This window comes from Pseudoalteromonas sp. NEC-BIFX-2020_002, assembly GCF_013002825.1.
Lineage (GTDB): Bacteria > Pseudomonadota > Gammaproteobacteria > Enterobacterales > Alteromonadaceae > Pseudoalteromonas > Pseudoalteromonas neustonica.
On record NZ_JABEPJ010000016.1, the window covers coordinates 1 to 23,804 of the forward strand.

Here is a 23,804-nt window from a genome sequence, read left to right on the forward strand (position 1 = left end):
GAAACAGCGCCGATGATAGTGTAGCATTTGTTATGTGAAAGTAGGTCATCGCCAGGCTCCAAATAAAGAAAGCCCGACTCACTGAGTCGGGCTTTTTTACGTCTGCAGGAAAGTGAAAAAGCGAGCAGGTGCAAGGTGGCCAGTGTCGCTCGGGCATTCATCTGAAAGCGATATGCCCTCATATATCGGTTGTCGCGATAAATCACGACCTACATCTTACTGAGTGAGCTCAAATAGTGTGTGTAATACCAATCTGCATAAATATTTGAACAATTTAACGAATTAAATCACGCTATAACGTCGTTAAAAATTTTTATTTAGAACAACTAGATATAAAAATTTTTGCCTAGTTATAGCGCAATTTTCTTGTCATTAAATAGACCCCATATCTATCCAGATTGGTATAAGAAAGCTTATTTATATCCGTTAGGGTTATTGTTTTGCCAGCGCCACGCGTCTTGCATCATTACCTCTAGTCCACGTTCTGCTTGCCAATTAAGCTCAGTGAGTGCTTTTTCAGGTGCAGCATAACAAGATGCTATATCACCAGGGCGGCGTGGAGACACTTGATAGGGAACTTCTTTTCCACAGGCTTTACTGAACGCATTGAGCATTTGTAGTACAGAGTAACCATTACCTGTACCAAGGTTGTATACATGTGCACCAGTATCTTGATTAATTTTATTCAATGCTTTTAAATGGCCAAGAGCTAAGTCAACAACATGAATATAATCGCGTACACCAGTACCATCAACGGTGTCATAATCATCACCAAATACGCCTAACTGTTTTAATTTACCAACAGCAACTTGTGAAATATAAGGGAGTAGATTGTTTGGGATACCATTAGGGTCTTCGCCAATCAGACCAGATTCATGTGCGCCAACGGGGTTGAAGTAACGCAGTATAGCAAAAGCGAAGCGTTCATCTGATTTTGCTATATCTTGCAGCATCATTTCCACCATGAGTTTTGATGTACCGTATGGATTTGTTGTGCCACCTACTGGGAAATCTTCACGAATAGGTAAGCTCGCTGGATCACCATATACTGTTGCGGATGAGCTAAAGACGAGTTTAAAAACATCAGCATCTCGCATAGCATCTACAAGGGTAAGTGTACCTTGCACATTATTTTGATAATACTCGATAGGCTTTACTACAGATTCACCTACAGCTTTCAGTCCTGCAAAGTGAATAACACTCTTAATAGTATGCTTTGAAAACACATTAGCTAAAAACGCCTTATCGAGAATGTCACCTTGATAAAAAGTGATCTCTTTACCTGTTATGTTTTTTACTCTTGTAAGCGATTCTTTTGACGAGTTGCTTAAATTATCAATAACGACGACGTCATTACCCTGCTGTAGAAGCTCTAATACTGTGTGCGAGCCAATATACCCAGCACCACCTGTTACTAAAATTGTCATGTAATCTCCATATAGGGCAAGCTTTTAAGTTGACGTAATTCCATCATATATAGTGATGAATTGCATGCGCTATCGTTAAATTTAGTCCGTTTATTTGATATGTATATCTTTTTGGCGAATAGAGGTATATTTGATTACATAATTGATGTAAATGATAACAACTTAATGTGCATATATTAAGCTATAGTTAAGTCGTTACTGCTAGTATCTTACTTATATTTGGTTAGTTACCTATTGGAGAAAATTATGAATATGGTCAAAAAAATTGCACTTACTTTCTTAGTCGCATTACCTGTGTTTGCCCAAGCAGGTGAGGCCGTAGTTAAGTGGCAAGATTTTAATGATTATCGTGATGTTCGTCCATCAAATGAAGTGAGAGGGTCTTTTCATAAACGCGTAGCATCGAGTTTTGAAAAGCATTTTACTAAGCTCGCCGAAAATTTACCTGAAGGCTATAAGTTTAATGTAGAAGTAACGGAGCTAGATTTAGCCGGAGATGTTCGTTTTGGTGGTATGAATGAGTTACGTATTATAAAACCTATCTACTTTCCACGTATTGAATTTACATACTCTGTGACAGATAAAAATGGAAAGATTTTGACTGAAAGTGACAAAGTATCGTTAAAAGATATGGGTTTTATGGATAAAATTAAAATGGGCCGTGATGATGCATTTTATTACGATAAGCGTTTGCTAACAGATTGGTTTAAAAAAGAATTAATTCCAGCAGTTGTGCCTCAATAAGTAAATTTAAAAGGCACGAATATTCAAGTATTAGTGCCTTTAGTTATTATTTAAACGTTGTTAATAATTGCAATATTTGTTGTAATTTAATCACGGTTGTTTTTAATTTTTCTTCACTAAAGCCATCGCTACTTAAGCTTTCGACATCGGCTGCAACATCAAGTACGTATGGTTTGAAGCGCTTAGCTTCAAAATCAAAGCCTGCATCGGCTGGGAAGAGAGCCTTAAATTTACCGTGGCCTTGTTGTTGAAGCTCATCTAATTTTTTATCGGCATCAAGTGATTGACGATAAACAACTTTTAAGTTTTCATTTAGTTGCTCAATAATTGAATCCATTTTTTTCCTAAAGCTTTAAACTGCGATGCCGATATATTACGTGGATTGCATATAAAAGTCAGGTATTGAACTATGAATATATCAGGTGGAAGTTTACCAGCCATGAGTGGCACAGCACAAAGCGGCGAAGTATACAGCGCTGCTTTAGCTAAAAAGCAGCAACAAGCTGATGGCGCCGCTGCATTAGCCTTAATTGAAGGTGCAGCAAGCTCTAGTGCAGCACAAACGCCTACTAAGTCGGTTACAGCATCACTGGGTAATAACGTAAACGTATACGTATAGACTCTACGTTCATGTAAGCTTGAGATCGATAGGGGTTTTACTTTGTTGTCCACCGATCTCGCGCACCAGTTTGGGCACTAAAAAACCAGGTAATGCGAGTAGCATTTCGCCCACAATTTTGCGTGCCTGCTCCTCTTTGATATCAAAATGACTCGCACCTTCAACTTTGTCTAACAGGTATAAGTAGTAAGGTAGTACATCGGCATCAAATAATGCTTCGCTTAAATCAATTTGAGCCCGAGCGCTATCATTTACATCTTTTAAAATCACCGCTTGATTGAGTAATGTAACACCTGCTTTTTTTAACTTTTGCATAGCCGTTTTGAATTCATTATCGATCTCGTTGGCATGATTAATATGATTGATAAATATAATCTTTAGCGGTGAGTCAGCCAAGCGCTGGCATAGTTCATCAGTAACCCGAGATGGGATCACAACAGGTAAACGGCTGTGAATTCGCATCCGCTTAATTTGTGGTAATTGTTCAAGTTCATCCATAAACCAACTAATCGCATCGTCTTTGGCCATTAATGGATCACCACCACTTAAAATCACCTCGTTAATATTCGTGTCCGATTTAATGTAATCGAGTGCATCAATTAAACTGCGTTTGTTTAGTTGGTTCTCTTGATACGGAAAGTGGCGACGAAAACAGTAACGGCAATTTACAGCACAGCCTGTTTTAAACATCACTAAAACACGAGAACGATACTTGTGTAATAGCCCAGGTTGTTTGTTATCTTGTTCTTCTAAGGGATCTTTATTGAAGCCTGTTTTTGCAATGAATTCTTGGTGGCGTGGCATGACTTGTAATAAAAGAGGGTCATTTACATCACCACGGCGCATTTTTTTTATAAAAGGGACAGGCACACGAACAGGGAATAAACTGCGAGCTTTTATGTCGTTTTCATGGACTTGGCTTGATAAGCCAAGCATTTCTAATAGTACTTTTGGGCAAGTAACGACATTCGCTAATTCTTTTTGCCAGTTTTTATGCAAATTTGCTTCATTTCTTTGTATCATTGGCACGTAAATTACTCGAAAAATTATTAGATAGAGGAAACGATGGCGAATTATAGCACCAACGAGTTCAAGGGCGGCCTAAAAATTATGATGGACGGCGAGCCTTGCAGTATCTTAGAAAATGAAATGGTAAAACCTGGTAAAGGCCAAGCGTTTAACCGTGTTCGTATTCGTAAGCTTATTTCAGGTAAAGTACTTGAAAAAACCTTTAAATCGGGTGAGTCAGTTGAAGGTGCTGATGTAATGGATACCGATCTTGCGTATCTTTACACTGATGGTGAGTTTTGGCATTTCATGAACAACGAAACATTTGAGCAAATTGCTGCAGATGAAAAAGCACTTGGCGATACTGTTAAGTGGTTAGTTGAAAATGACGTATGTACTATTACGTTATGGAATGGCAGCCCAATTGCTGTTGCTGCGCCTAATTTTGTAGAGCTTGAGATCACAGAAACAGATCCTGGCCTTAAGGGTGATACGGCGGGTACTGGTGGTAAACCAGCGACCTTAAGCACTGGCGCAGTCGTACGTGTTCCTTTATTCGTGCAAATTGGTGAAGTTATTAAAGTAGACACTCGTAACGGTGAATACGTAAGCCGTGTTAAGTAAGCTTTAAAAATACGACTTAACTAAATCCTGGCTTTAAGCTGGGATTTTTTTTGGAGAAAATATGTCAATCGATCTTTGGCAGCCAAGCGCACAAGTAAATACTTTGGCGCAACGAGCTACAATCTTACGAGCTATTCGTGAGTTTTTTTATCAGCGTCAGGTGATGGAGGTTGAGACACCTAGTTTAAGTAGTGCAAGTGTTACCGACGTGCATTTAGCGAGTTTCAAAACGCAATTTATTGGTCCAGGATACGCGCAAGGTTTACCTTTGTATTTACAAACATCCCCAGAATTTGCCATGAAGCGTTTATTGGCTGCGGGCAGCGGCGCGATTTATCAAATCTGTAAAGCATTTCGTAATGAAGAAGCTGGCAATCATCATAACCCAGAATTTACTATGCTTGAGTGGTATCGACCGGGGTTTGATGAATTTTCCTTAATGGACGAAATGGATGAGCTGATACAGTTAATTTTAAATGTGCAGCCTGCAAAACGTTTAACCTATCAACAGGTTTTTGAGCAAGCGCTAGGGATCGACCCGCTAACAGCTACAATTGCACAACTGCAAAACATTGCCTGCGAGCAGGGCTTTGCCGATATAGCTAAGCATGAAACGCATCGCGATACATTATTGCAGTTATTGTTTTGTATGAAAGTAGAGCCGATTATAGGCCAAGATAAACCGTGTTTTGTGTATCACTTTCCCGCATCACAAGCTGCGCTGGCGAGTATTTGTGAGCATGATACAAGAGTTTCTGGGCGGTTTGAGCTTTATTATCAGAACATGGAGCTTGCAAACGGCTTTAATGAGCTTACAAACGCACAGGAGCAAGCAAAGCGCTTTAATGTTGACAATGTGTACCGTAATGCAAATAACTTAACTGCGGTGCCTATAGACACGCGTTTAATTGCCGCGCTTGAGCATGGCTTGCCACAATGTGCCGGTGTCGCATTAGGAATTGATAGATTAGTGATGCTAGCGACAGATAAAAATAGCATCAAAGAAGTTATCGCGTTTGATGTTGAAAGAGCGTGACTAGTAAGGTAGCTAGGTACTAGAAAGTTCTAGAGCCTAGCTACCTAGGGCGTGTTGACCTTTCGTGATTGATTTTGCAGCAGTATGTTTGGTATTTAGGCAAGGCAGCGCCTATGCAGTGTGGTTGTTCCCCATAAATAGGCGATAACGCAGTATAAATGCCAAACATGCGCTGCCCAAAGGGTTCTTCCTAGGGGCGATTGACTCTTTGTTACCTACACGGATGTAGGTAAGGGGCGTGAGCAGGACGCGGAAGCTTTGCTCGGTTTTTACTTAGCCCGCTAGGTTACAAACCTCGCGCCGCGATTAAATCGCCCCTAGATTGAACAAATTTCAATCCACAAAGGTCAACACGCCCTAGAGCTTATTATCTATAATTCGTAAATAAAGGTAACACCAGCGACCATAGGCTCGCCTTGCTGTGTATATGTATGAGTAACCCAGCCATCACGAGGATCGTTACCAAATTCAAAACCGCGGGTAGGTGCCTCTTCATCAAATACATTACGGGCCCAAGCGCGGATTGACCATTGGTCGGCCTCATATCCAGCAGTAAAATTAACTAGATTAACATTGGACGCTTGTGAATTGTGGCTATCAGAAAAGTAATAGTCGTCTTTACCTTCAATACCTACCGTAGCAAATAACTCATCAGTAAAGTTATAACGAGCGGTAAATGCGTACTGGTATTTAGGTGCTTGAGCTTGCTCACGACCGTCTTGATCTAATGGAGGTGAATAGAGGCTTGTTCTAGCTACATAATCATTAATCTTAGTATCTAAATAACCAACACTACCAGTAAAAAATAAATCATCGGTTAGCTGGTAGCTGCCTTCAATTTCTAGACCGTAGTTCTCACCAGATCCTGCATTATCAAAATAGCTAGTAAAGTTTTGACCTTCTACCAACCAAGACTTTAATTGCATGTCTTCACGGTACATATAAAATGCCGCTAAGCGCAGTACAAATTTGTCATCCAATGAGCTGCCTTTAACGCCGAACTCGGCATTCCATAAGTACTCAGGATCAAAAGTTGTGTGTTGTTGAAAAAAGTCAGCGCCGAGGCCGAACTCTTGTGCTTTGGCGAGGGCTTCAGAGTTAATGCCGCCAGCTTTGTAGCCGCGAGTAATACTTGTGTAGATCATTGTTCGATCAATTACTTGATATTCAAGGGCTACTTTACCACCGACCATTACATCATCACTACTCACAATAAACCCATTACTGTCACTGTAATCACTACTGTGCTCTTCAACACGTAGACCAGTAATCAATGTTGTTTTAGCATTTATTGGAGTGGCTAATTGACCATAAACAGCAACATTACTAACTTCATAAGTAGAATTAAATAAAGCTAAATCAGAATTTTCTATGCGTTGACGATCAAGCCCTACATTACGGTTTTGATAATAGATTCCGGTAATCCAGTCTTGGGCTTTTCCATTAAATTGCAGCTCTGCCGTTTTATCTTTGCGATCACGATAGTATGCATCTTTGTAGCTATAACTTTTCTCATGTAAACCTGCACCACATAATTTTGGCTTACTGGTATCATTACATACCCAGTCTTCATCAAAGCTATATAGTAATTCACTGTCTATGCCTGATAAGTTTAAGCTCACATCAAATAGATCAAAACCGGTATAAATATTGGCAAGCCCTACAGCAATACTTTCTTGGTTATCTTGTCCTGGGCTATCCGCTACACTATTACGGCTATTATCAAGGGTAAATGCGTCATAGCCATTGTTAATATCAATATAGTGAACGCTTAATTCAGTACGTAAATGATCGCTTAATTGGCTGTGTAGCTTAAAGCGGCTGATCATTTCATCTTGTTGTTGTGTTGGCTTACCTAAATACTCATTATCCATAAAGCCATCAGATTCACGTTGGTAAATACTGGCGCGTACCGCAGTGCTGTCAGTAATACCAATGCCGGCAGCAATACCTGCTTCGTAGCTATTATAGTTACCAGCACCTAGTTGAACCTTTACACTAGGATCAAATGTAGGATCAGCTGATTCCATTTGGATCATCCCACCCAAACCATCAGCACCAAAGCGCGTACCTTGTGGGCCGCGATAAATTTCAATTTGGTTTACATCAAAAAGTAATGAGCTGCCACCAAGACCTGAATAGTTAATGCCATCAATCACTAAACCAACCGATGGGTTAATTGGATCAACGAATTGTGAGCGCAGACCAACCCCACGAATTTGGATAAAGCGTCCGCGAGATGCACCAGATGAAAAGTTAACATTAGCGGCACTGGCCAACATTTCATCTAAAAAGTTAGCGCCTCGGTCATTAATTTCTTGCTGGCTAAATAAACTGGCGCTGGCACTGAGGGTTTGAATACTTTCTTTTTGAAAGTCCCCAGTAACAAGTATTTTTTCAAGATCAGTATCTTCAGCAAAAGCTGGGGCGCTTAATAAAGGTAGTAGCGCAGCGGTAATTAAAGACAGACGTAGTTTCATTCGGTTGCTTAACTCCATTTCAGGGACTTGTATGATAACAACTATTCTCATTAAAGTCGTTATTCAACTTTTGGGTGTCTATATGTTATAAACGCGCACAGTATACATAATTAGGATTACGAATATGACATTTAAAGTAGACTTTAAAGTGCGCGACTATGAATGTGATTTACAGGGTATAGTAAACAACAGTGTTTATTTTAATTATTTAGAGCATGCTCGCCATGAATTTTTATACGCCAACGGCATTGATTTCGCGCAGCTTGCCCGAGATAAAATTAATTTAGTGGTTATGCGTAGTGAGATAGACTATAAACAGTCTTTAGTGCCTGGCGATGAGTTTTATGTTGCTGTAGAGCCGGAGCGTATTAGCAGATTAAAATTCGGATTTAGGCAAACCGTGATACGTAAAAGTGATGATAAAGTCATGCTTAAAGCATTAGTAATAGGAACTAGTGTCAACGAGCAAGGGCGACCATTTTTACCAGAGCAAGTTAATCAGCTATTTAAAAGTGAATAATTCATTAGTGCGAATGTTTTTTACTATCTTAGAACAATTTTTTACATTTAAAACATGCATTATTAACGGTAAAAACTGTTAATTATTGTTACTATATGTTGATTGAATTTTAGGTTAAGAATCACATGAAATTAGCAGCAATACCGATGCTTGTTATCGGTTTTTGTATTGGCTGCTCATCGACAGGGACAGTCACAAGTGAGCAATTGAAATACACTAAGTGGCAACTATCACATGTTGATGGTTTAGCGATCCCGACATCTTACACTGCATCATTAAGTTTTATTGAAGCGTTGCAAGTCAATGGTTTTGCGGGTTGCAATAAATTTTTTGGCGAAGGCTTGCTGGATGATAATCATTTAACGGTTAATAAGTTAGGCATGACCCGAAAATCATGTGGTGATGAGTTAGATGCGTTTGAGCAGCAATTTTTAAATGCGTTGAAGCAGGGTGTGCCGTTACAAATCCAAAATCAACAATTAGTTTTAAATGGCGAACAGACATTTGCGTTTATTCCTGCAAGTTAACCCCTTGCAGGCTAATTACATCTGACGTACACTCGTCAGCGAACAATATATAGAATTTTTACTTGTCGGAGTGCCTTGAGTTTTAGCTCAAAGGCTGAGATCGCGAAAGCGGGATCCGTGAACCTGATCAGGCTAACACCTGCGTAGGGAACAAGCTGCCATAAACGGGTGCTTGTGCGCCTGTTTGGCGTATAAGTACTCTGGCTGCCAAGGTTGGTAGTGCTTTTTTGTAACACCAATCTACGATCCATGTAGCATTTGCTACTCTCTATTGCATTGCAATATCTGACGAGACAACCCTTTAGCAATGAGGTAAGTCATGTCAAATACATCAAATAAACCGTCTCGCCGCGAAACCCGTGCGGCTGCATCAGATTATATTTATAACCTTACTGGGCAACCTTTTCCAAGTTCACACAAAGTGTATGTACAAGGTACCCAAGAGAATGTACGCGTTGGTATGCGAGAAATTACGTTAAGCGATACTTTCATTGGTGGCACTGATGAAAACCCAGTGTACGAGTCAAATGCACCACTGCGTGTTTATGATACATCGGGCCCATACACAGACCCAGATTTCACTCTTGATGTGCGAAAAGGCCTTGATAAATATCGTGAGCAGTGGATTGAAAGCCGTGATGATACCGAGGTGTTGGAATCAGTCACGTCGCAATTTTCGCAGCAACGTATGGCTGACGAAGGTCTTGACCACATTCGTTTTGAACACTTACCTAAAATTCGTCGCGCTAAAGCGGGTAAAAACGTCACGCAAATGCATTATGCTCGCCAAGGTATTATCACACCAGAAATGGAATATGTCGCAGTACGCGAAAATATGGGTCGTGCGCAAATTCAAAAAGAGTTATTAGCGCAGCAGCATAAAGGTGAATCGTTTGGCGCGAGCATTCCTGAGTTTATTACTCCTGAATTTGTGCGTGATGAAATTGCTCGCGGACGTGCAATTTTACCAAACAATATTAACCACCCTGAAACCGAGCCGATGATAGTAGGGCGTAACTTTTTAGTGAAAGTAAACGCAAATATAGGTAATTCATCAGTAAGTTCATCTATCGAAGAAGAAGTTGAAAAAATGGTGTGGTCAACCCGTTGGGGCGCTGACACCGTAATGGATTTATCAACAGGGCGTTATATTCACGAAACCCGCGAGTGGGTAGTACGTAACTCGCCTGTACCAATTGGTACCGTACCAATTTATCAAGCACTTGAAAAAGTAAATGGTGTAGCAGAAGACCTAACATGGGAAATCTTCCGCGACACCCTAATTGAACAAGCTGAGCAGGGCGTAGATTACTTTACTATTCACGCTGGTGTTTTACTACGCTATGTACCTATGACGGCAAAGCGTGTTACCGGTATTGTATCGCGTGGTGGTTCAATTATGGCTAAGTGGTGTTTAGCGCACCATAAAGAAAACTTTCTTTATACGCATTTTGAAGATATCTGCGAGATTTTAAAGCAATACGATGTGTGTTTCTCATTAGGTGATGGCCTGCGTCCGGGGTCAATTGCTGATGCCAACGATGATGCACAATTTAGTGAATTGCGCACACTTGGTGAGCTGACAAAAATAGCATGGAAGCACGACGTACAAGTCTTTATTGAAGGCCCAGGCCATGTGCCAATGCACATGATCAAAGAAAACATGGAAGAGCAACTTAAGCATTGTGATGAAGCACCATTTTATACGCTTGGCCCGCTTACAACTGACATTGCACCAGGTTATGACCATATTACCTCCGGTATTGGTGCGGCACAAATTGCGTGGTATGGCTGTGCAATGTTGTGTTACGTAACACCCAAAGAGCATTTAGGTCTGCCAAATAAAGAAGACGTAAAAGAAGGGCTGATCACTTATAAAATAGCGGCCCATGCTGCAGATTTAGCAAAAGGTCACCCGGGAGCACAAGAGCGTGATAATGCATTGTCAAAAGCGCGTTTTGAGTTCCGCTGGCATGACCAATTTAATATTGGTTTAGACCCAGTTCGCGCCCGCGAATACCATGATGAAACGCTACCGCAAGAGTCAGGAAAAGTAGCGCATTTTTGCTCTATGTGTGGGCCAAAATTCTGTTCAATGAAAATCACCCAAGAAGTGCGCGAATATGCCAAAGACCTAGAAGCCAGAGGTATCGATCCAAACAATGTTGGTGAGAGTATTGAAATAAAAATGGTTGATGTGGAAGCTGAGATGAAAGCTAAATCTGACGAGTTTAAACAAACTGGCTCAGAGATTTACCATAAAGCGGTTTAAAAGCTAGTTGTAAGCGATAAGCTTTAAGTTGTAAGCAGAGCACCGCTTATGGCTTACAGCTTATAGCTGAGAGGTTATTATGTCTTACAAAATTGCGGTAATAGGTTTTGGTTTAACTGGGCGTTTGGCGGCGCTTGAATTGAGTATGCTGCATCAGGTAACTGTATTTGAAGCGGGTGATGAGCAAGCGCTTGATAGTGCAGGCCGTGTTGCGGCGGCGATGCTTGCACCACTTGCTGAGTCTGTTTTGTGTGAACAAGATTTAGCATTCATGGGGCTTGATTCGATAGCCCGTTGGCCTGCTATTTTAGCGCAGTTAGATGATGAGGTGTTTTTTCAACAGCAGGGCACATTAGTGGTTGCTCATCAGCAAGATAAAGGCGATTTACAAAGCTTTGCTCAGCGCCTAAAACCTTTGCTGGGGCATCAGGCTCATTCACTAACCAGTACACATATTAATGAACTCGAACCTGAGTTATCTGGGCGTTTTAACCAAGGGCTTTATTTACCTTGCGAAGGGCAAATTGATAACCAAGCATTTTATCAGGCAAGTTATAAAACACTACAAGCACGAGGCGTGAGTTTTGAATTTGGTAAAACAATTGATATAAATTCAGAAAGTATACAAGGCGCGTTTGACTATATAATTGATTGTCGAGGGCTTGGGGCAAAAAGCGTCAGTTGTAAATTACGTGGAGTCCGTGGTGAAGTTGCGCGTTTATATGCGCCTGAGGTTAAACTTACTCGGCCCATACGACTAATGCATCCACGTTATCCCATTTATATTGCACCTAAACCTAAGCATGAATATGTTATTGGCGCGACCGAAATTGAATCACAAGATAATGGTCCAGCCACAGTGCGTTCAACGCTTGAGTTACTTTCTGCTGCATACACCGTTCACAGTGGTTTTGCTGAAGCGAGACTGTTAAATATTCAAACTGGTTTACGCCCAGCATTTAGCGATAACCGCCCACAAGTAAGCAAGCAAGGTAAGGTGATCAGCATTAATGGCCTGTATCGCCATGGTTATTTATTAGCGCCAAGTCTAGTGGCTGATGCCGTAGCTAAAATCGAATAAGATGAATAAAACTATGAATATAATGATAAATGGACAGCCATTTGTATTAAGTGATAAGCACACGTTACTCGATGCGCTTAGCCAATTTGGCGCGAAAGAGCCATTTGCAGTGGCATTAAATGGGGTTTTTATCGCGCGTAGCTTATGTGCAGATACACAATTGAATGAAGGTGATAGCCTTGAGTTACTCTCGCCAATTCAAGGGGGATAGTATGAAAGATTGTATCGACGACAGTTTTAATATTTATGGCGAACAGATTAATAGTCGATTATTAATTGGCTCTGCACTGTATCCCTCACCGGCGATTATGGCTGAGTCGATTGAGGCGTCTGGTTCGCAGATTGTCACTGTGTCTTTACGCCGCCAGCAAAGTGCTGCTGCGGGGGATGATTTTTGGCAATTAATAAAAGACACTGGCTTAAAAATATTACCTAACACCGCAGGTTGCCACAGTGTTAAAGAAGCGGTTACATTGGCGCAAATGTGCCGAGAAGTGTTTGCCACCGATTGGATTAAATTAGAGTTAATCGGCGACGAATACAACCTGCAACCCGATCCCTTTGCACTGCTTGAAGCGACTAAAATCCTTTTAGCTGAAGGATTCAAAGTGCTACCGTATTGCACGGATGATTTAGTGCTATGCCAGCGCTTAGCGCAGGCCGGGTGTGAAGTGTTAATGCCATGGGGTGCGCCAATAGGCACAGGTAAAGGGTTGTTAAATCAATATAATTTAAAAACTATTCGAGAACGATTGCCAGAGCTGACTTTAATAGTTGATGCGGGCCTTGGTCTCCCCTCACATGCCTGCCAAGCACTCGAAATGGGGTATGATGCGGTATTATTAAATTCAGCCATTGCGGGGGCGGGTTGTCCTGTCACTATGAGTTGTGCATTTAAAGCTGCGGTTGAAGCTGGACGTTTTGGTTATTTGGCTAAAGCAATGCCTGAAAAAGAGGTTGCGGCTCCCTCAACACCAACAATGGGTATGCCATTTTGGCATCAAGATAAAATTTAGGATAAATGTGTTTATGAAACAGGTTGTTTGGACAATTGCAGGCTCAGATTCAGGTGGCGGTGCAGGTATTCAGGCTGATATTAAAGCGATGCAAAGCTTTGGTGTGCATGGCTGTACAGCAATTACCGCACTCACTGCACAAAATAGTTTAGGCGTTGAAGCACTAAATCCTATTTCTACAGAGGTTATTGAATCGCAGTTACTTGCGCTTGAGCATGATATGAAAGCCGCAGTAATTAAAATCGGCATGTTAGCAAATGTACAGCAAATTCAACTTGTCAGTGAACATATTAAGCATTATCAAAGTACTTGGCCTGTGCCGCCTTTAGTAGTGTATGACCCCGTTGCGATTGCCAGCAGTGGTGATTTACTTACCGAAGAAGACACCGTTAGTGCAATTAAAGAATGTTTATTGCCGCTGGTAGATGTGATCACCCCGAATACGCACGAAACGCAGCTGTTAACGGGTGTGTATTTAATTGGACCAAGCGCCGTAAGAGAAGCCGCAGCAAAGTTACAAAGCTGGGGCGCAAAAGCCGTGGTGATCAAGGGCGGTCATTGGGATTACCCGAGCGGTTATTGTATTGATTATTGTATCGATGGCAGCACCGATGGGGGGAGTGAGTATTGGCTCGGCAATGAAAAAATTCAAACACCACATAGCCATGGGACTGGCTGTAGTATGGCCTCTGTTATTGCGGCGTGTTTAGCAAAACAATACCCCTTAAAAGATGCCTTTATTTTAGCAAAAGCGTATATCAACCAAGGCTTAAAAGCCGCAGTACGTTATGGTGAAGGGATTGGCCCTGTGGCACAAACGTGTTTCCCTGAAAACCTTGATGATTACCCACAAGTGATTGAAGCCGGGAGTTGGCTTGCTGACGAATTAGACTTTGATGCGCCAAATGAATTTACTATGGCTGCTGGTTTTCCTGCTTGTGAGAGCAAACAGCTTGGTTTATATGCCGTTGTTGATACTGTTGATTGGTTAGAGAAATGCCTGGCGCAAGGTATTAAAACCGTCCAGTTAAGAATGAAACAAGGTACAGAGCGTGAGCTTGATGATGCCGTGGCTGCTGCGGTGATGCTGGGTAAAAAATACGATGGTCATGTATATATAAACGATCACTGGCAGTTAGCAATTAAGCATGGCGCGTACGGTGTACATTTAGGTCAAGAAGATTTGCTTGAGGCTAATTTAGTCGCCATTAAAGAAGCTGGGCTGCGTTTGGGACTTTCGACGCATGGGTTTTATGAAATGCTTCGTGCTCATAATTATCGTCCTAGTTATATGGCGTTTGGGGCAATATACCCAACCACCACTAAAGATATGACAGGGCAAATACAAGGTCTTGAAAAACTAAAACACTTTGTGCCGTTAATGAGCGATTACCCAACAGTGGCGATCGGTGGCATTGATTTAGCACGCGCGAGTGAGGTTGCAGCAACTGGCGTGGGCAGTGTGGCTGTTGTTAGAGCCATTACAGAGGCAAGTGATTATCAACAGGCGATAGCAGAATTACAAATGGCGATTAACAGCGATGGCTGAGGTAATCGAGGGCACTTTATCTGGCAAAGAGCAGTTGCGTTACAGTCGCCATTTAATGCTTAAAGAAGTTGGCCTTGAAGGGCAGTTAAAGCTCAAGGCAGCTCACGTTGTGGTGGTTGGCGCTGGTGGTTTAGGCAGTCCTGCCTTGTTGTATTTAGCTGCTGCTGGCGTTGGCAAGCTTACTTTATTGGATGATGATAACGTTGAGCTTTCAAATTTACAGCGCCAAGTGCTTTATAAAGTAAATCACCTTGGGCAACAGAAAGTCAGTGCGGCGGGTAAAGTACTGAGTAGCTTAAATAATCAAATTACGATTAACACCTTAAACATTCAGCTTAGTGCTGAAAATGCCGAGCAGATTTTTACAGACGCAACCCTAGTGCTTGATTGCAGTGATAACTTTAATACTCGTTATGTGGTTAATCGTTTTTGTTTAAAGCTCGCTATCCCTTTGGTTTCTGGTGCAGCAATCGCAACCGATGGACAGCTAATGTGTTTTGATTTTCGTGATCAACACAGCCCATGTTACGGTTGTGTGTTTCCACGAACCGCTGATGAGCAGACGCTTAACTGCAGTAATGCTGGTGTGTTAAGTCCGTTATTAGGTGTGATTGGTTCAATGCAGGCATTATTAGCGGTTAATGTAATTTTAGGTCATCATCAGGGAAGTAAATTTGTTCGCTTTGATGGCTTAGGTTTAGTGCAGCAGCAGTTTAAATTAAGTAAAGCGCCGCAGTGTGCAGAGTGTGGCTGTGAAGAGGCTTGAAATAATAGAACGCGGAATGACTGAATTAGTCTTCCGCGTTTTTATTTAAGATTAATAATTAATAATTAACAATTAACAATTAATCTTGGCAAATGGTGTGCCCATACGCGTTACCGTTTCCGGCTTTTGATCATCTAAAATACCTGCTTTATTAGCACCCCAGGCTAAAATAACGGTTGAGCCTAATTTAAAACGGCCCATTTCATCGCCTTTTTTCAAGGTAATGCTGTTGTCACCTGAGGTTGGGTAATTCCAGCTAAAGACATCTTTACCTGCTGGTGGGGTAACTGTACCAGCCCAAATGGTTTCGATGCTGGCAACAATTGTTGCGCCCACTAGCACCATAGCAAGAGGGCCAATTTCAGTATCAAAAATCGCCACTACACGCTCATTACGTGCAAATAAGTTAGGCACATTTTGCGCGGTCAGTGGGTTTACTGAGAATAAATCACCCGGAACGTAAATCATTTTGCTCAAGGTGCCATCAATCGGCATATGAATACGATGATAGTCTTTCGGAGCAAGGTAAATCGTTGCGAACTCGCCACCTAAAAATGGTGCTGTATCCTGCTCAGAGCCACCTAGTAGCGCTTGTAAGCTGTAATCATGTCCTTTAGCTTGAATAAGCTGACCGTCTACGATAGCGCCTAGCTGGCTAATTGCACCATCAACGGGATGAGTAATGATGCTATCATCGGTTGTTAATGGGCGCACACCTTCTTTTAATGGGCGAGTAAAAAACTCATTAAAGGTTTTATAGTGAGCCGGATCGCTATACTGCGCTTCGTTCATATCTATTTTATATTGTTTAATAAACAATTTGATCAAAGTAGTGGTTAATGCACCAGCTTTAGCCGCGGCTAACTTGCCTACCATACGAGATACAAAATGTTTTGGCATTGCGTACTGCATTGCGATTTTGAATTTATCTAAACTCACAAGTTTCTTCCTAAAAATTAAATACGAGGAGCACGCGCTCCGGCGCGGCCATCGGCCATAGTTTCTAAAATTCTGTGGTAGCTATCAAAACGTAGCTGTGAAATATCACCTTCATCGATTGCTTGGCGAATTATACAGCCAGGATCATTCAAATGTTTACAATCCCTAAAGCGACAACCACCAATAAACTCACGAAACTCTTTAAAACACCAAGTAACGCGTTCTACATCTAAATGCCACAAGCCAAATTCACGAATACCAGGAGAATCAATTAAGTTACCGCCAGAAGGTAAGTGGTGAAGTCGTGACACTGTTGTTGTGTGTTGACCAAGGCCGCTGTTCTCAGAGACTTCTTTGGTAAGTATTTCGGCATTAGGTAATACCGTGTTCACGAGCGTAGATTTACCGACACCACTTTGACCAACAAAAATGCTATTTTTATCGACCAGAGTATCTTTGAGTTCATCAATACCTTTGCCTGTAATATTACTAACCAGTAACACTTGGTAATCAAGTGCTCTATAAATATCCAAAATTTTATTAATATTGGCAAGCCCTTGCTCATCAATTAAGTCTATTTTATTGAGCACTAAAATAGGCTCTATGCCCATGTCTTCACAGGCAATAAGGTAGCGGTCGATAATACTGGGGGTAAATTCAGGTAATACTGCTGACACCATCAAAATTTGATCGATGTTGGCGGCAATGACTTTTACACCATCGTAAAAATCAGGGCGTGTAAGCTGCGAACGGCGTTCATGCATTGCTTCAATAACGCCGGCTAAATCACCTTCACTTACTTTAGCGCGACGAAATTGCACTTCATCGCCACAAACAATACCTTTAACAGTACGGCGAATATTGCAGCGCAATACGTCACCGTCATCGGTTTCAATATCGGCATGTTGACCAAAACGACTGATCACTACAGCATTTTCAGGCGCACCTAAATTATCGGTTTGCCACTTATCAGCCTTACTTTTGGCTGGTGCAGAATCTGCATTAGATAAGCGTTTTTCATGATTGGCCTTAATCCTACGGGATTGACCTTTACTTAATTTCTTCTGTTTTGCCACTTTTGGCCCATAACTTAGTTAAATGTCGTGCTTTTTGAAAAAAAAGCTTTAGGTCGACTGATGATACTAATATGATATATCTAAATGCGTTAGATCTAAAGGAAAGCACCGCAAGGTAATTATGTCTTTTCATAAATCAAATCTGATTTGGCTCGACCTCGAAATGACAGGTCTAGAACCAAGTACAGACAAAATACTCGAAATCGCCACCGTTGTCACCGACAGTGAGCTAAACATCTTGGCCGAAGGTCCAACTATTGCAATTCATCAAAGTAATGAGTTGCTCGATGGTATGGATGAATGGTGCACTAACCAGCACGGTCAATCAGGTCTAACAGCTCGTTGTAAGACGAGTAAATTCACAGAGCAAGATGCCGTTGAGCAAACATTGGCATTTTTAAAGTTGTGGGTTCCAGCAGGTGCCTCACCTATGTGCGGTAACTCGATAGGGCAAGATAGACGCTTTATGAATAAATACATGCGCGAACTGGAAGATTACTTTCATTACCGCAATTTAGACGTCAGTACAATTAAAGAGCTCGCACGACGCTGGAAACCTGAAGTTTTAGCGCAAGTGAACAAAAAAGGCTCACACCTTGCTCTTGATGATATTAAAGATTCCATTATGGAATTAAAAGTCTATCAAGAAAAATTCTTTAAATTGTAAAAAACACTTGCAAACACATGGAATTATTGTAGAATCCCGCCCCGCTTAAGACGATAACCCCTGCGGGGTTAGTGTGTTTAAGTTGCTTGAAATAAACATGTAGTACGGCACTAGCTCAGTTGCCTGAACGTTCACTGCGACTAGTCGCGTGACAACGGACGAATTACTGACTATTTAAATGCGGCACTAGCTCAGTTGGTAGAGCGCGACCTTGCCAAGGTCGAGGTCACGAGTTCGAGCCTCGTGTGCCGCTCCAATTTCTAACCAAAGAAATTGGAGCGATTTAAAAATTAATGCGGTACTAGCTCAGTTGGTAGAGCGCGACCTTGCCAAGGTCGAGGTCACGAGTTCGAGCCTCGTGTACCGCTCCAATTTCTAACCAAAGAAATTAGAGTGATTTAAAAATTAATGCGGTACTAGCTCAGTTGGTAGAGCGCGACCTTGCCAAGGTCGAGGTCACGAGTTCGAGCCTCGTGTACCGCTCCAATTTCTAACCATAAGAAGTTGAATTATTTTTAAAAATACAATTTATAAAGCGGTACTAGCTCAGTTGGTAGAGCGCGACCTTGCCAAGGTCGAGGTCACGAGTTCGAGCCTCGTGTACCGCTCCAATGTTTATTAAACAAATCAAAATATCCTATTAAGTAAATTATCTTAAACCTTAAAGAACTGTATGCTTTTCTTGATGGCTGATGGCTGATGGCTGATGGCTGATGGCTGATGGCTTTAAACTTGCCCTTGCAGTGTCGCTATAAGTCTTCTTGTGCCGCCATGGTCGCGATGCTCACCTAAATAAATGCCTTGCCATGTCCCCAATTGTAAACATCCTTGATTAATAGGAATTGTAAGCTCACACCCTAAGGTACTACTTTTGATATGTGCTGGCATATCGTCATCGCCTTCATAATCATGACGATAATAAGGTTGGCACTGGGGTACAAACTTATTGAAATGACTCTCCATATCCATACGTACGGTAGGATCAGCATTTTCATTAATCGTTAAGCTGGCAGAAGTGTGTTGAATAAAAAGGTGGAGTAAGCCAATTTTATAATGGGAGATTTCAGGGAGTTGAGTGAGTATTTCATTATCAATAATATGAAAGCCTCGAGAGCGAGGCTTCAAAACCAGTTGTTTTTGTAACCAACTCATATTTTATCGAAACTGACTTCAATATTTGCATTACCTGCATCAGAGGTGAATGGGATGAGTATTTTTGCGCCATCACTTTTATGCGTAATAGTATGGCCTTTACCAGATACAACTATAGGTGTGGCCATGTCAAAGTCATAACCTTTTTCACCCAGTAGGTTTTTTGCACCACCGGTAACCATGTTGGTTATTTCACCAACCATGTCAGTTACTTCTTCGTCAATTGAGTCAGGGCGCTCACCTAGCATACGTTCCATAATAGTCAGCGCTAAGCTTTCATCAAAGGTAATAGAAAATGAACCTTTAGTTTGCGGGCCTACCATACCTATTAAACCTGAAACATCACCACAGGCAACTTCATCTTTTTTAATTCTAGGCTTACCCGGTTTTAATTCGGTTTGAGCCATTGTACCTAGTACATTTAACAGAGACGTTAAAAAAGGATTGATGAACTCTACATTCATTGTTACTTATCCCTTGAGTTGGCAGTTTATACTGCTGTTATAAATTAAAGTGTAGCGGCTAATTTGAGCTCTGCACTTAATTATTCCTTACATGAACCACAAATACCATGGGCTTCTATTGTTTGCCCTGATACAGTAAATTCGCTTTCGGCGGCAAGACTGTTAAGTTCGTGTGAAATCACAGTTGAGTGTAACTCTTTGACAAAACCGCACTTATCACATATTAAAAGTTGTACAGGATGAATGTGGTCAAAATGATGACACAGCATAAATGCGTTAGTACTTTCAATTTTGTGGATAAAGCCTAGTTCTGCTAAAAAGTCTAATGCACGATATATCGTCGCAGGTTTAGCCCCTGACTCAGTGATTTTAAGTTGTTCTAATAAATCATAAGCCCCAACGCCGCCTTGGGCGCTAGCCAGTAGGCGAAATACTTTTTCACGGATCGGTGTAAATCGGGCGCCACGATTGTCGCATACTTGTTTTGCTTTACTAACGAGTGACTCTATATTCATCATTCTCTTATCCTTACGCTACCGTGATATACTAACATACTGTGTTGTACTTGCAGCGTTTTTATTAGACAGTTTTATTCTAGGAAGTCTAGCAATGAATGAATTATTAGCGATATTTATCTTCTTTTTTGCGGTTATCGATCCAATTGGCACTGTTCCTGTTTTTATTGCTACTACGCGTGGCGACTGTGAGCAGTTTAAGCGTAAAGTAGCTTACAAGGCTGTTGCGGTTTCTGCAGTAGTATTGTTGTTTTTTGTTCTGGCGGGAGAGCTGCTTTTAAATGCAATCAAAATTCCACTGTCTGCTTTTCAGATTGCAGGTGGTATTGTCCTACTTTTGTTTGCACTATCTATGATTTTTGGTGAAAGTAAGCCTGAAACCGAAATCAAAAGTGTGAGAGATAGTACGGCAACGGCTATATTTCCTTTGGCAATTCCGTCAATTGCTAGCCCTGGGGCAATGCTCGGGGCTGTGCTTATGACACGTAATAATGAGTATACGTGGGTCGAACAATCAATTACTTCAGCTGTCATGCTTGCAGTACTTGCGGTGGTGTTAGTTTTATTATTGCTGGCGACTCATGTTCATAAGTTAATAGGTGATAGCGGCGCGAGCATTATTAGTCGGATCATGGGATTGATTCTTACATCTGTTGCCGTTACGAATATATTAGATGGCATTGCTCATTACTTCGGGTTGCAGGTGTTTTCATAAGTTTGTGATCGATGTTTTTTGATTTGAATGCTTAAGATTGATGGAAGCCCTGCATTTATGTAAAATGTGGGGCTTTTATTTAGCCCTAACTGTTATTAATTACCTGAGGATTTTACTTTGAATAGACGCTTTTCTGTGGCCCCGATGCTTGATGGATGCGATTGAATGGTTATTTTTATTTTAATTCAAGGGTTTAGTGTTTTGTTCGTTTTAATAAGGGACAAAAAGGGATAATGTTAAGCCTGTGAATAATTAAGGTTTATCTACAGGCTACCTATCGTGTTTTAATTTATACTTCTTTAAGCATAAATATTGTTTCTTCATTAAAACCTCTATTTATATAGATGTCTCTTGCATGTTGATTAGAGGAAAAAACGTTTAAACTAATATTTGTAATATTCAATTCTCGAGCAAATTCTTCAGAATATTTAAGTAGTTTAGAGCCAATACCAAGTCCTTCATGAAATTTAGGAACGGCCAAAATAGAAATATGCAATAAACTTTTATTGTTAAAAAAGTCTTGTCTTGTTTCTACAAATAAAATGCCGACTACTTTGCTTTCTAGCTCTGCGACATACAAATACTGGTTTGATTGACGTTTATTAAAGTAAGCCTCAATAACTTTCAAATCACCCTTTACAATTTCTTTATCAGTTCTCCAGTATGGAGTTTCAAAATCAGCAAGCCTCTCAACTATTTTTATAACTTGGGATTTATCTGCTTGACCTGCTTTTCTTATTTTCATGTGTCCATCCTTATTGCCTCACTATTACCATAAACGACTTCTTGATGTTCAACATACTTGGGTTTGTCAATAAGAAAATCATCGTCCTTAGGGTAATATTTTGCCAGATGATAATTTTCACCTGCAAAATTTTTAATCGACTCATAAGAGTCCCAAAAAGTCAGTGTTGTAAAATAAAGTTTATTGTTTTTTTCTTCTAGCGTTAAAAACGCACCTATATTACCTTTTGTACTCTTATAATCTGCAAAGCCAGTTTGCATTATATAATCTATATATTCATCACGCTTAGATGTGGGTATTGGTGCAGTCCATTTTCTAGTAATCATTATTCATCTCCAATGGTGGTAGCTGTTGAAATATTTTAGTTTGTTCTGTTATCACATTTCCTGTATGTAATATTCATTTAGACTCAGTTAGCATTATTCCGCTAGTTCATCAATGCTATGTACTTTCAGATTAAGCTCCTCAACCCTGAATAACATAAATCTGACTAATCTTTAAAAACCAATTTTTGCAGTTGCTACTTAACTCATTAATCTCAAATGTATGGCTAGTTGTAAATAACCACTGTAAGCTGCCAAAAACAATGAAATCTGGGTATAGTGGGCTAGCTCCCCCGATAAATTCTGTTTTGGTTAAATATTTTTCGAGTACACTGAGTTTTGAGAGAAAACTTTCTTTAGCTGTATCGTAATTTTCTTGTTGAACATCTTCTAGCTTCTTGCCGAAGAAACTTTCCCGTGTTCTTCTAAAATAAGGTTTGTCTTGATCTTGCAAGTGGCTATGTATATCTCCAATTGCCATTCTCGCTATGTCTGAATGTAAAGAATTTGCCCATGCTTCAATAAAAATTGATAAAACACGTCCCTCATTAGAACTAAATAATGAGGGTTTTTCAGGATAGTTAGCCTCCAAATACTCAATTATTTTAAAAGAATCGTTCATATTTACGTTTCCATCATGGATAACTGGAACTGTTTTAAATTTACTGTCAGATATTTTTTGTATGTCAGTAAATGCTGTTTTTACACTTAAAAAATCTAATTCTTTATGTAATAACGCTAAACGTACTCGCCAACAATAAGGACTAAAAATGACGTTGTTTTTACCTGCTAATTCATATAATTTGATCATGTTTATTTCTCGCTATTTTGATGTGGTGTAGTCACCTTAACTTGGTTGAATAATAAACTTGAAGCCTTCTCATTTACAGTTGGTTTTGTGTTGATATTTTTAGCTACTTCTAATGCTTTAATCGTAGCAGGCCTTTTACTTACTGCTTTCAGCCAGCGTTCTAGATGCTTAAAGTTAGAAATATCTTGGTTCTGATATTCATGAATTCTTATCCAAGGAAAGCACGCTATGTCAGCAATAGAGTAGAAAGTACCTGCAAGGTATTCAGTAGATGCTAATTGTTTGTCCATAACACTATATAAACGGCTTGTCTCATTCTGGTATCGCTTTATTGCGTAAGGTACTTCTTCAGTAGCATAATGGCTAAAATGATGATTTTGCCCTGCCATTGGTCCAAGTCCAGCAACTTGCCAAGTTAACCACTGAATTACTTTGTATTTATCTTCAGTTGTATTTCCTATTAAGTGACCTGTTTTCTCAGCTAAATATTGTAAAATTGCACCAGACTCAAAAATATTTATACTTTTATCACAATCATTTGGCGAGTTATCAACGATTGCAGGGATCCTTTGGTTTGGACTGATACTTGAAAATTTTTCTGAAAATTGCTCTCCTTCACTAATATTTATCGGGTGAATGTTATATGCTAATTGTAGCTCTTCAAGCACCATTGTAGCTTTGTGACCATTAGGTGTAGTCCAGTAATATAAGTCGATCATAGTTACCTC

General features: G+C 40.5%; 27 protein-coding genes, 4 tRNA genes and 1 riboswitch. Of the genes, 18 read left to right on the top strand and 13 right to left on the bottom strand.

Annotated elements, in window-relative coordinates:
* Positions 1-413: 413 nt before the first annotated feature.
* Positions 414-1,427, bottom strand: a complete 1,014-nt coding sequence (galE, locus tag HJP15_RS16265) for a UDP-glucose 4-epimerase GalE (protein ID WP_054202970.1) — start codon at positions 1,425-1,427, stop codon at positions 414-416.
* Positions 1,428-1,673: 246 nt separating this feature from the next.
* Between galE and HJP15_RS16270 the strand changes: the two genes are divergently transcribed.
* Complete coding sequence (locus tag HJP15_RS16270) at positions 1,674-2,171, top strand: DUF3016 domain-containing protein (protein WP_054202971.1); 498 nt, start codon at positions 1,674-1,676, stop codon at positions 2,169-2,171.
* A 46-nt stretch (positions 2,172-2,217) separates the two neighbouring features.
* Here the strand turns inward: HJP15_RS16270 and HJP15_RS16275 are convergent, their stop codons facing one another.
* Positions 2,218-2,508, bottom strand: a complete 291-nt coding sequence (locus HJP15_RS16275) for a hypothetical protein (RefSeq protein ID WP_054202972.1) — start codon at positions 2,506-2,508, stop codon at positions 2,218-2,220.
* 72 nt (positions 2,509-2,580) lie between these two features.
* Here HJP15_RS16275 and HJP15_RS16280 point away from each other — a divergent pair, with 72 nt between their 5' ends.
* Positions 2,581-2,790, top strand: a complete 210-nt coding sequence (locus HJP15_RS16280) for a hypothetical protein (RefSeq protein WP_054202973.1) — start codon at positions 2,581-2,583, stop codon at positions 2,788-2,790.
* 9 nt (positions 2,791-2,799) lie between these two features.
* Here HJP15_RS16280 and epmB read toward each other — a convergent pair whose 3' ends face one another.
* A complete protein-coding gene (gene epmB / locus HJP15_RS16285) occupies positions 2,800-3,813 on the bottom strand; it encodes an EF-P beta-lysylation protein EpmB (protein WP_170174158.1) in 1,014 nt (337 codons plus the stop codon).
* A 42-nt stretch (positions 3,814-3,855) separates the two neighbouring features.
* Between epmB and efp the strand changes: the two genes are divergently transcribed.
* Both efp and epmA read left to right on the top strand, forming a co-directional pair.
* The gene (gene efp, locus HJP15_RS16290; protein WP_054202975.1) at positions 3,856-4,422 is read left to right on the top strand and encodes an elongation factor P; all 567 of its coding nucleotides are present in this window, start codon (positions 3,856-3,858) and stop codon (positions 4,420-4,422) included.
* Between the two features lie 61 nt (positions 4,423-4,483).
* On the top strand, positions 4,484-5,458 hold the full coding sequence (epmA, locus tag HJP15_RS16295) for an elongation factor P--(R)-beta-lysine ligase (RefSeq protein ID WP_170174159.1): 975 nt from the start codon (positions 4,484-4,486) through the stop codon (positions 5,456-5,458).
* A 371-nt stretch (positions 5,459-5,829) separates the two neighbouring features.
* Here epmA and HJP15_RS16300 read toward each other — a convergent pair whose 3' ends face one another.
* On the bottom strand, positions 5,830-7,938 hold the full coding sequence (locus HJP15_RS16300; RefSeq protein ID WP_170174160.1) for a TonB-dependent receptor: 2,109 nt from the start codon (positions 7,936-7,938) through the stop codon (positions 5,830-5,832).
* A gap of 124 nt (positions 7,939-8,062) precedes the next feature.
* Here HJP15_RS16300 and HJP15_RS16305 point away from each other — a divergent pair, with 124 nt between their 5' ends.
* From HJP15_RS16305 to HJP15_RS16340, 8 genes are all read left to right on the top strand, one after another.
* Positions 8,063-8,458, top strand: a complete 396-nt coding sequence (locus HJP15_RS16305) for an acyl-CoA thioesterase (protein WP_054202978.1) — start codon at positions 8,063-8,065, stop codon at positions 8,456-8,458.
* Positions 8,459-8,583: 125 nt separating this feature from the next.
* On the top strand, positions 8,584-8,985 hold the full coding sequence (locus HJP15_RS16310) for an META domain-containing protein (RefSeq protein ID WP_064435819.1): 402 nt from the start codon (positions 8,584-8,586) through the stop codon (positions 8,983-8,985).
* 56 nt (positions 8,986-9,041) lie between these two features.
* A riboswitch (TPP riboswitch) is annotated at positions 9,042-9,152 on the top strand.
* Positions 9,153-9,304: 152 nt separating this feature from the next.
* Positions 9,305-11,257 carry a phosphomethylpyrimidine synthase ThiC gene (gene thiC, locus HJP15_RS16315; RefSeq protein WP_054202979.1) on the top strand — a complete coding sequence of 651 codons (1,953 nt, stop codon included), beginning with the start codon at positions 9,305-9,307 and terminating at the stop codon, positions 11,255-11,257.
* Positions 11,258-11,336: 79 nt separating this feature from the next.
* Positions 11,337-12,338: an FAD-dependent oxidoreductase gene (locus HJP15_RS16320; RefSeq protein ID WP_170174161.1), complete on the top strand. Its 1,002-nt coding sequence runs from the start codon at positions 11,337-11,339 to the stop codon at positions 12,336-12,338.
* A 13-nt stretch (positions 12,339-12,351) separates the two neighbouring features.
* Positions 12,352-12,549, top strand: a complete 198-nt coding sequence (gene thiS, locus HJP15_RS16325; RefSeq protein WP_054203180.1) for a sulfur carrier protein ThiS — start codon at positions 12,352-12,354, stop codon at positions 12,547-12,549.
* Position 12,550: 1 nt separating this feature from the next.
* The gene (locus HJP15_RS16330) at positions 12,551-13,354 is read left to right on the top strand and encodes a thiazole synthase (RefSeq protein ID WP_054455861.1); all 804 of its coding nucleotides are present in this window, start codon (positions 12,551-12,553) and stop codon (positions 13,352-13,354) included.
* 13 nt (positions 13,355-13,367) lie between these two features.
* Positions 13,368-14,903 (top strand): thiamine phosphate synthase, encoded by a 1,536-nt coding sequence (gene thiE, locus HJP15_RS16335; protein WP_169327572.1) that lies wholly within the window; start codon positions 13,368-13,370, stop codon positions 14,901-14,903.
* Entirely contained in the window at positions 14,896-15,669 is a 774-nt protein-coding gene (locus HJP15_RS16340) for a HesA/MoeB/ThiF family protein (protein ID WP_170174162.1), read from the top strand. The genes thiE and HJP15_RS16340 overlap by 8 nt, the downstream gene beginning before the upstream one ends.
* A gap of 72 nt (positions 15,670-15,741) precedes the next feature.
* Here HJP15_RS16340 and asd read toward each other — a convergent pair whose 3' ends face one another.
* Both asd and rsgA read right to left on the bottom strand, forming a co-directional pair.
* Positions 15,742-16,608 (bottom strand): archaetidylserine decarboxylase, encoded by an 867-nt coding sequence (gene asd, locus HJP15_RS16345; RefSeq protein WP_170174163.1) that lies wholly within the window; start codon positions 16,606-16,608, stop codon positions 15,742-15,744.
* Between the two features lie 17 nt (positions 16,609-16,625).
* Positions 16,626-17,684 (bottom strand): small ribosomal subunit biogenesis GTPase RsgA, encoded by a 1,059-nt coding sequence (gene rsgA, locus HJP15_RS16350; RefSeq protein WP_054202984.1) that lies wholly within the window; start codon positions 17,682-17,684, stop codon positions 16,626-16,628.
* Between the two features lie 121 nt (positions 17,685-17,805).
* Between rsgA and orn the strand changes: the two genes are divergently transcribed.
* The 5 genes from orn to HJP15_RS16375 all read left to right on the top strand — a co-directional run bounded on the left by orn (position 17,806) and on the right by HJP15_RS16375 (position 18,962).
* Entirely contained in the window at positions 17,806-18,351 is a 546-nt protein-coding gene (gene orn / locus HJP15_RS16355) for an oligoribonuclease (RefSeq protein ID WP_054202985.1), read from the top strand.
* A gap of 180 nt (positions 18,352-18,531) precedes the next feature.
* Positions 18,532-18,607 (top strand) — tRNA-Gly (locus HJP15_RS16360).
* A gap of 39 nt (positions 18,608-18,646) precedes the next feature.
* Positions 18,647-18,722: transfer RNA gene (locus HJP15_RS16365), tRNA-Gly, on the top strand.
* Positions 18,723-18,761: 39 nt separating this feature from the next.
* Positions 18,762-18,837: transfer RNA gene (locus tag HJP15_RS16370), tRNA-Gly, on the top strand.
* A gap of 49 nt (positions 18,838-18,886) precedes the next feature.
* Positions 18,887-18,962: transfer RNA gene (locus HJP15_RS16375), tRNA-Gly, on the top strand.
* A gap of 115 nt (positions 18,963-19,077) precedes the next feature.
* On the opposite strand, the gene HJP15_RS16380 is transcribed toward HJP15_RS16375, so the two are convergent.
* From HJP15_RS16380 to HJP15_RS16390, 3 genes are all read right to left on the bottom strand, one after another.
* Positions 19,078-19,503, bottom strand: a complete 426-nt coding sequence (locus tag HJP15_RS16380) for a secondary thiamine-phosphate synthase enzyme YjbQ (protein ID WP_054202986.1) — start codon at positions 19,501-19,503, stop codon at positions 19,078-19,080.
* Complete coding sequence (locus HJP15_RS16385; protein ID WP_054202987.1) at positions 19,500-19,967, bottom strand: chemotaxis protein CheX; 468 nt, start codon at positions 19,965-19,967, stop codon at positions 19,500-19,502. The genes HJP15_RS16380 and HJP15_RS16385 overlap by 4 nt, the downstream gene beginning before the upstream one ends.
* Before the next feature lie 80 nt (positions 19,968-20,047).
* Positions 20,048-20,482 carry a transcriptional repressor gene (locus HJP15_RS16390; protein ID WP_054203182.1) on the bottom strand — a complete coding sequence of 145 codons (435 nt, stop codon included), beginning with the start codon at positions 20,480-20,482 and terminating at the stop codon, positions 20,048-20,050.
* Positions 20,483-20,576: 94 nt separating this feature from the next.
* Here HJP15_RS16390 and HJP15_RS16395 point away from each other — a divergent pair, with 94 nt between their 5' ends.
* On the top strand, positions 20,577-21,197 hold the full coding sequence (locus HJP15_RS16395; protein ID WP_054202988.1) for a MarC family protein: 621 nt from the start codon (positions 20,577-20,579) through the stop codon (positions 21,195-21,197).
* 289 nt (positions 21,198-21,486) lie between these two features.
* On the opposite strand, the gene HJP15_RS16400 is transcribed toward HJP15_RS16395, so the two are convergent.
* The 4 genes from HJP15_RS16400 to HJP15_RS16415 all read right to left on the bottom strand — a co-directional run bounded on the left by HJP15_RS16400 (position 21,487) and on the right by HJP15_RS16415 (position 23,795).
* The gene (locus HJP15_RS16400) at positions 21,487-21,942 is read right to left on the bottom strand and encodes a GNAT family N-acetyltransferase (RefSeq protein WP_101154682.1); all 456 of its coding nucleotides are present in this window, start codon (positions 21,940-21,942) and stop codon (positions 21,487-21,489) included.
* A complete protein-coding gene (locus HJP15_RS16405; RefSeq protein ID WP_170174164.1) occupies positions 21,939-22,268 on the bottom strand; it encodes an antibiotic biosynthesis monooxygenase in 330 nt (109 codons plus the stop codon). The genes HJP15_RS16400 and HJP15_RS16405 overlap by 4 nt, the downstream gene beginning before the upstream one ends.
* Before the next feature lie 139 nt (positions 22,269-22,407).
* Positions 22,408-23,076, bottom strand: coding sequence for a glutathione S-transferase N-terminal domain-containing protein (locus HJP15_RS16410; RefSeq protein WP_170174165.1), 669 nt, complete (start codon positions 23,074-23,076; stop codon positions 22,408-22,410).
* Between the two features lie 2 nt (positions 23,077-23,078).
* The gene (locus tag HJP15_RS16415) at positions 23,079-23,795 is read right to left on the bottom strand and encodes a glutathione binding-like protein (protein ID WP_054202996.1); all 717 of its coding nucleotides are present in this window, start codon (positions 23,793-23,795) and stop codon (positions 23,079-23,081) included.
* Positions 23,796-23,804 lie beyond the last annotated feature (9 nt).

Excerpts from the sequence above, each read along its gene's own strand:
- galE (WP_054202970.1), bottom strand. The coding sequence starts at position 1,427 with ATGACAATTTTAGTAACAGGTGGTGCTGGGTATATTGGCTCGCACACA.
- HJP15_RS16270 (WP_054202971.1), top strand. The coding sequence starts at position 1,674 with ATGAATATGGTCAAAAAAATTGCACTTACTTTCTTAGTCGCATTACCT.
- HJP15_RS16275 (WP_054202972.1), bottom strand. The coding sequence starts at position 2,508 with ATGGATTCAATTATTGAGCAACTAAATGAAAACTTAAAAGTTGTTTAT.
- HJP15_RS16280 (WP_054202973.1), top strand. The coding sequence starts at position 2,581 with ATGAATATATCAGGTGGAAGTTTACCAGCCATGAGTGGCACAGCACAA.
- epmB (WP_170174158.1), bottom strand. The coding sequence starts at position 3,813 with ATGATACAAAGAAATGAAGCAAATTTGCATAAAAACTGGCAAAAAGAA.
- efp (WP_054202975.1), top strand. The coding sequence starts at position 3,856 with ATGGCGAATTATAGCACCAACGAGTTCAAGGGCGGCCTAAAAATTATG.
- epmA (WP_170174159.1), top strand. The coding sequence starts at position 4,484 with ATGTCAATCGATCTTTGGCAGCCAAGCGCACAAGTAAATACTTTGGCG.
- HJP15_RS16300 (WP_170174160.1), bottom strand. The coding sequence starts at position 7,938 with ATGAAACTACGTCTGTCTTTAATTACCGCTGCGCTACTACCTTTATTA.
- HJP15_RS16305 (WP_054202978.1), top strand. The coding sequence starts at position 8,063 with ATGACATTTAAAGTAGACTTTAAAGTGCGCGACTATGAATGTGATTTA.
- HJP15_RS16310 (WP_064435819.1), top strand. The coding sequence starts at position 8,584 with ATGAAATTAGCAGCAATACCGATGCTTGTTATCGGTTTTTGTATTGGC.
- thiC (WP_054202979.1), top strand. The coding sequence starts at position 9,305 with ATGTCAAATACATCAAATAAACCGTCTCGCCGCGAAACCCGTGCGGCT.
- HJP15_RS16320 (WP_170174161.1), top strand. The coding sequence starts at position 11,337 with ATGTCTTACAAAATTGCGGTAATAGGTTTTGGTTTAACTGGGCGTTTG.
- thiS (WP_054203180.1), top strand. The coding sequence starts at position 12,352 with ATGAATATAATGATAAATGGACAGCCATTTGTATTAAGTGATAAGCAC.
- HJP15_RS16330 (WP_054455861.1), top strand. The coding sequence starts at position 12,551 with ATGAAAGATTGTATCGACGACAGTTTTAATATTTATGGCGAACAGATT.
- thiE (WP_169327572.1), top strand. The coding sequence starts at position 13,368 with ATGAAACAGGTTGTTTGGACAATTGCAGGCTCAGATTCAGGTGGCGGT.
- HJP15_RS16340 (WP_170174162.1), top strand. The coding sequence starts at position 14,896 with ATGGCTGAGGTAATCGAGGGCACTTTATCTGGCAAAGAGCAGTTGCGT.
- orn (WP_054202985.1), top strand. The coding sequence starts at position 17,806 with ATGTCTTTTCATAAATCAAATCTGATTTGGCTCGACCTCGAAATGACA.
- HJP15_RS16380 (WP_054202986.1), bottom strand. The coding sequence starts at position 19,503 with ATGAGTTGGTTACAAAAACAACTGGTTTTGAAGCCTCGCTCTCGAGGC.
- HJP15_RS16385 (WP_054202987.1), bottom strand. The coding sequence starts at position 19,967 with ATGAATGTAGAGTTCATCAATCCTTTTTTAACGTCTCTGTTAAATGTA.
- HJP15_RS16390 (WP_054203182.1), bottom strand. The coding sequence starts at position 20,482 with ATGAATATAGAGTCACTCGTTAGTAAAGCAAAACAAGTATGCGACAAT.
- HJP15_RS16395 (WP_054202988.1), top strand. The coding sequence starts at position 20,577 with ATGAATGAATTATTAGCGATATTTATCTTCTTTTTTGCGGTTATCGAT.
- HJP15_RS16400 (WP_101154682.1), bottom strand. The coding sequence starts at position 21,942 with ATGAAAATAAGAAAAGCAGGTCAAGCAGATAAATCCCAAGTTATAAAA.
- HJP15_RS16405 (WP_170174164.1), bottom strand. The coding sequence starts at position 22,268 with ATGATTACTAGAAAATGGACTGCACCAATACCCACATCTAAGCGTGAT.
- HJP15_RS16410 (WP_170174165.1), bottom strand. The coding sequence starts at position 23,076 with ATGATCAAATTATATGAATTAGCAGGTAAAAACAACGTCATTTTTAGT.
- HJP15_RS16415 (WP_054202996.1), bottom strand. The coding sequence starts at position 23,795 with ATGATCGACTTATATTACTGGACTACACCTAATGGTCACAAAGCTACA.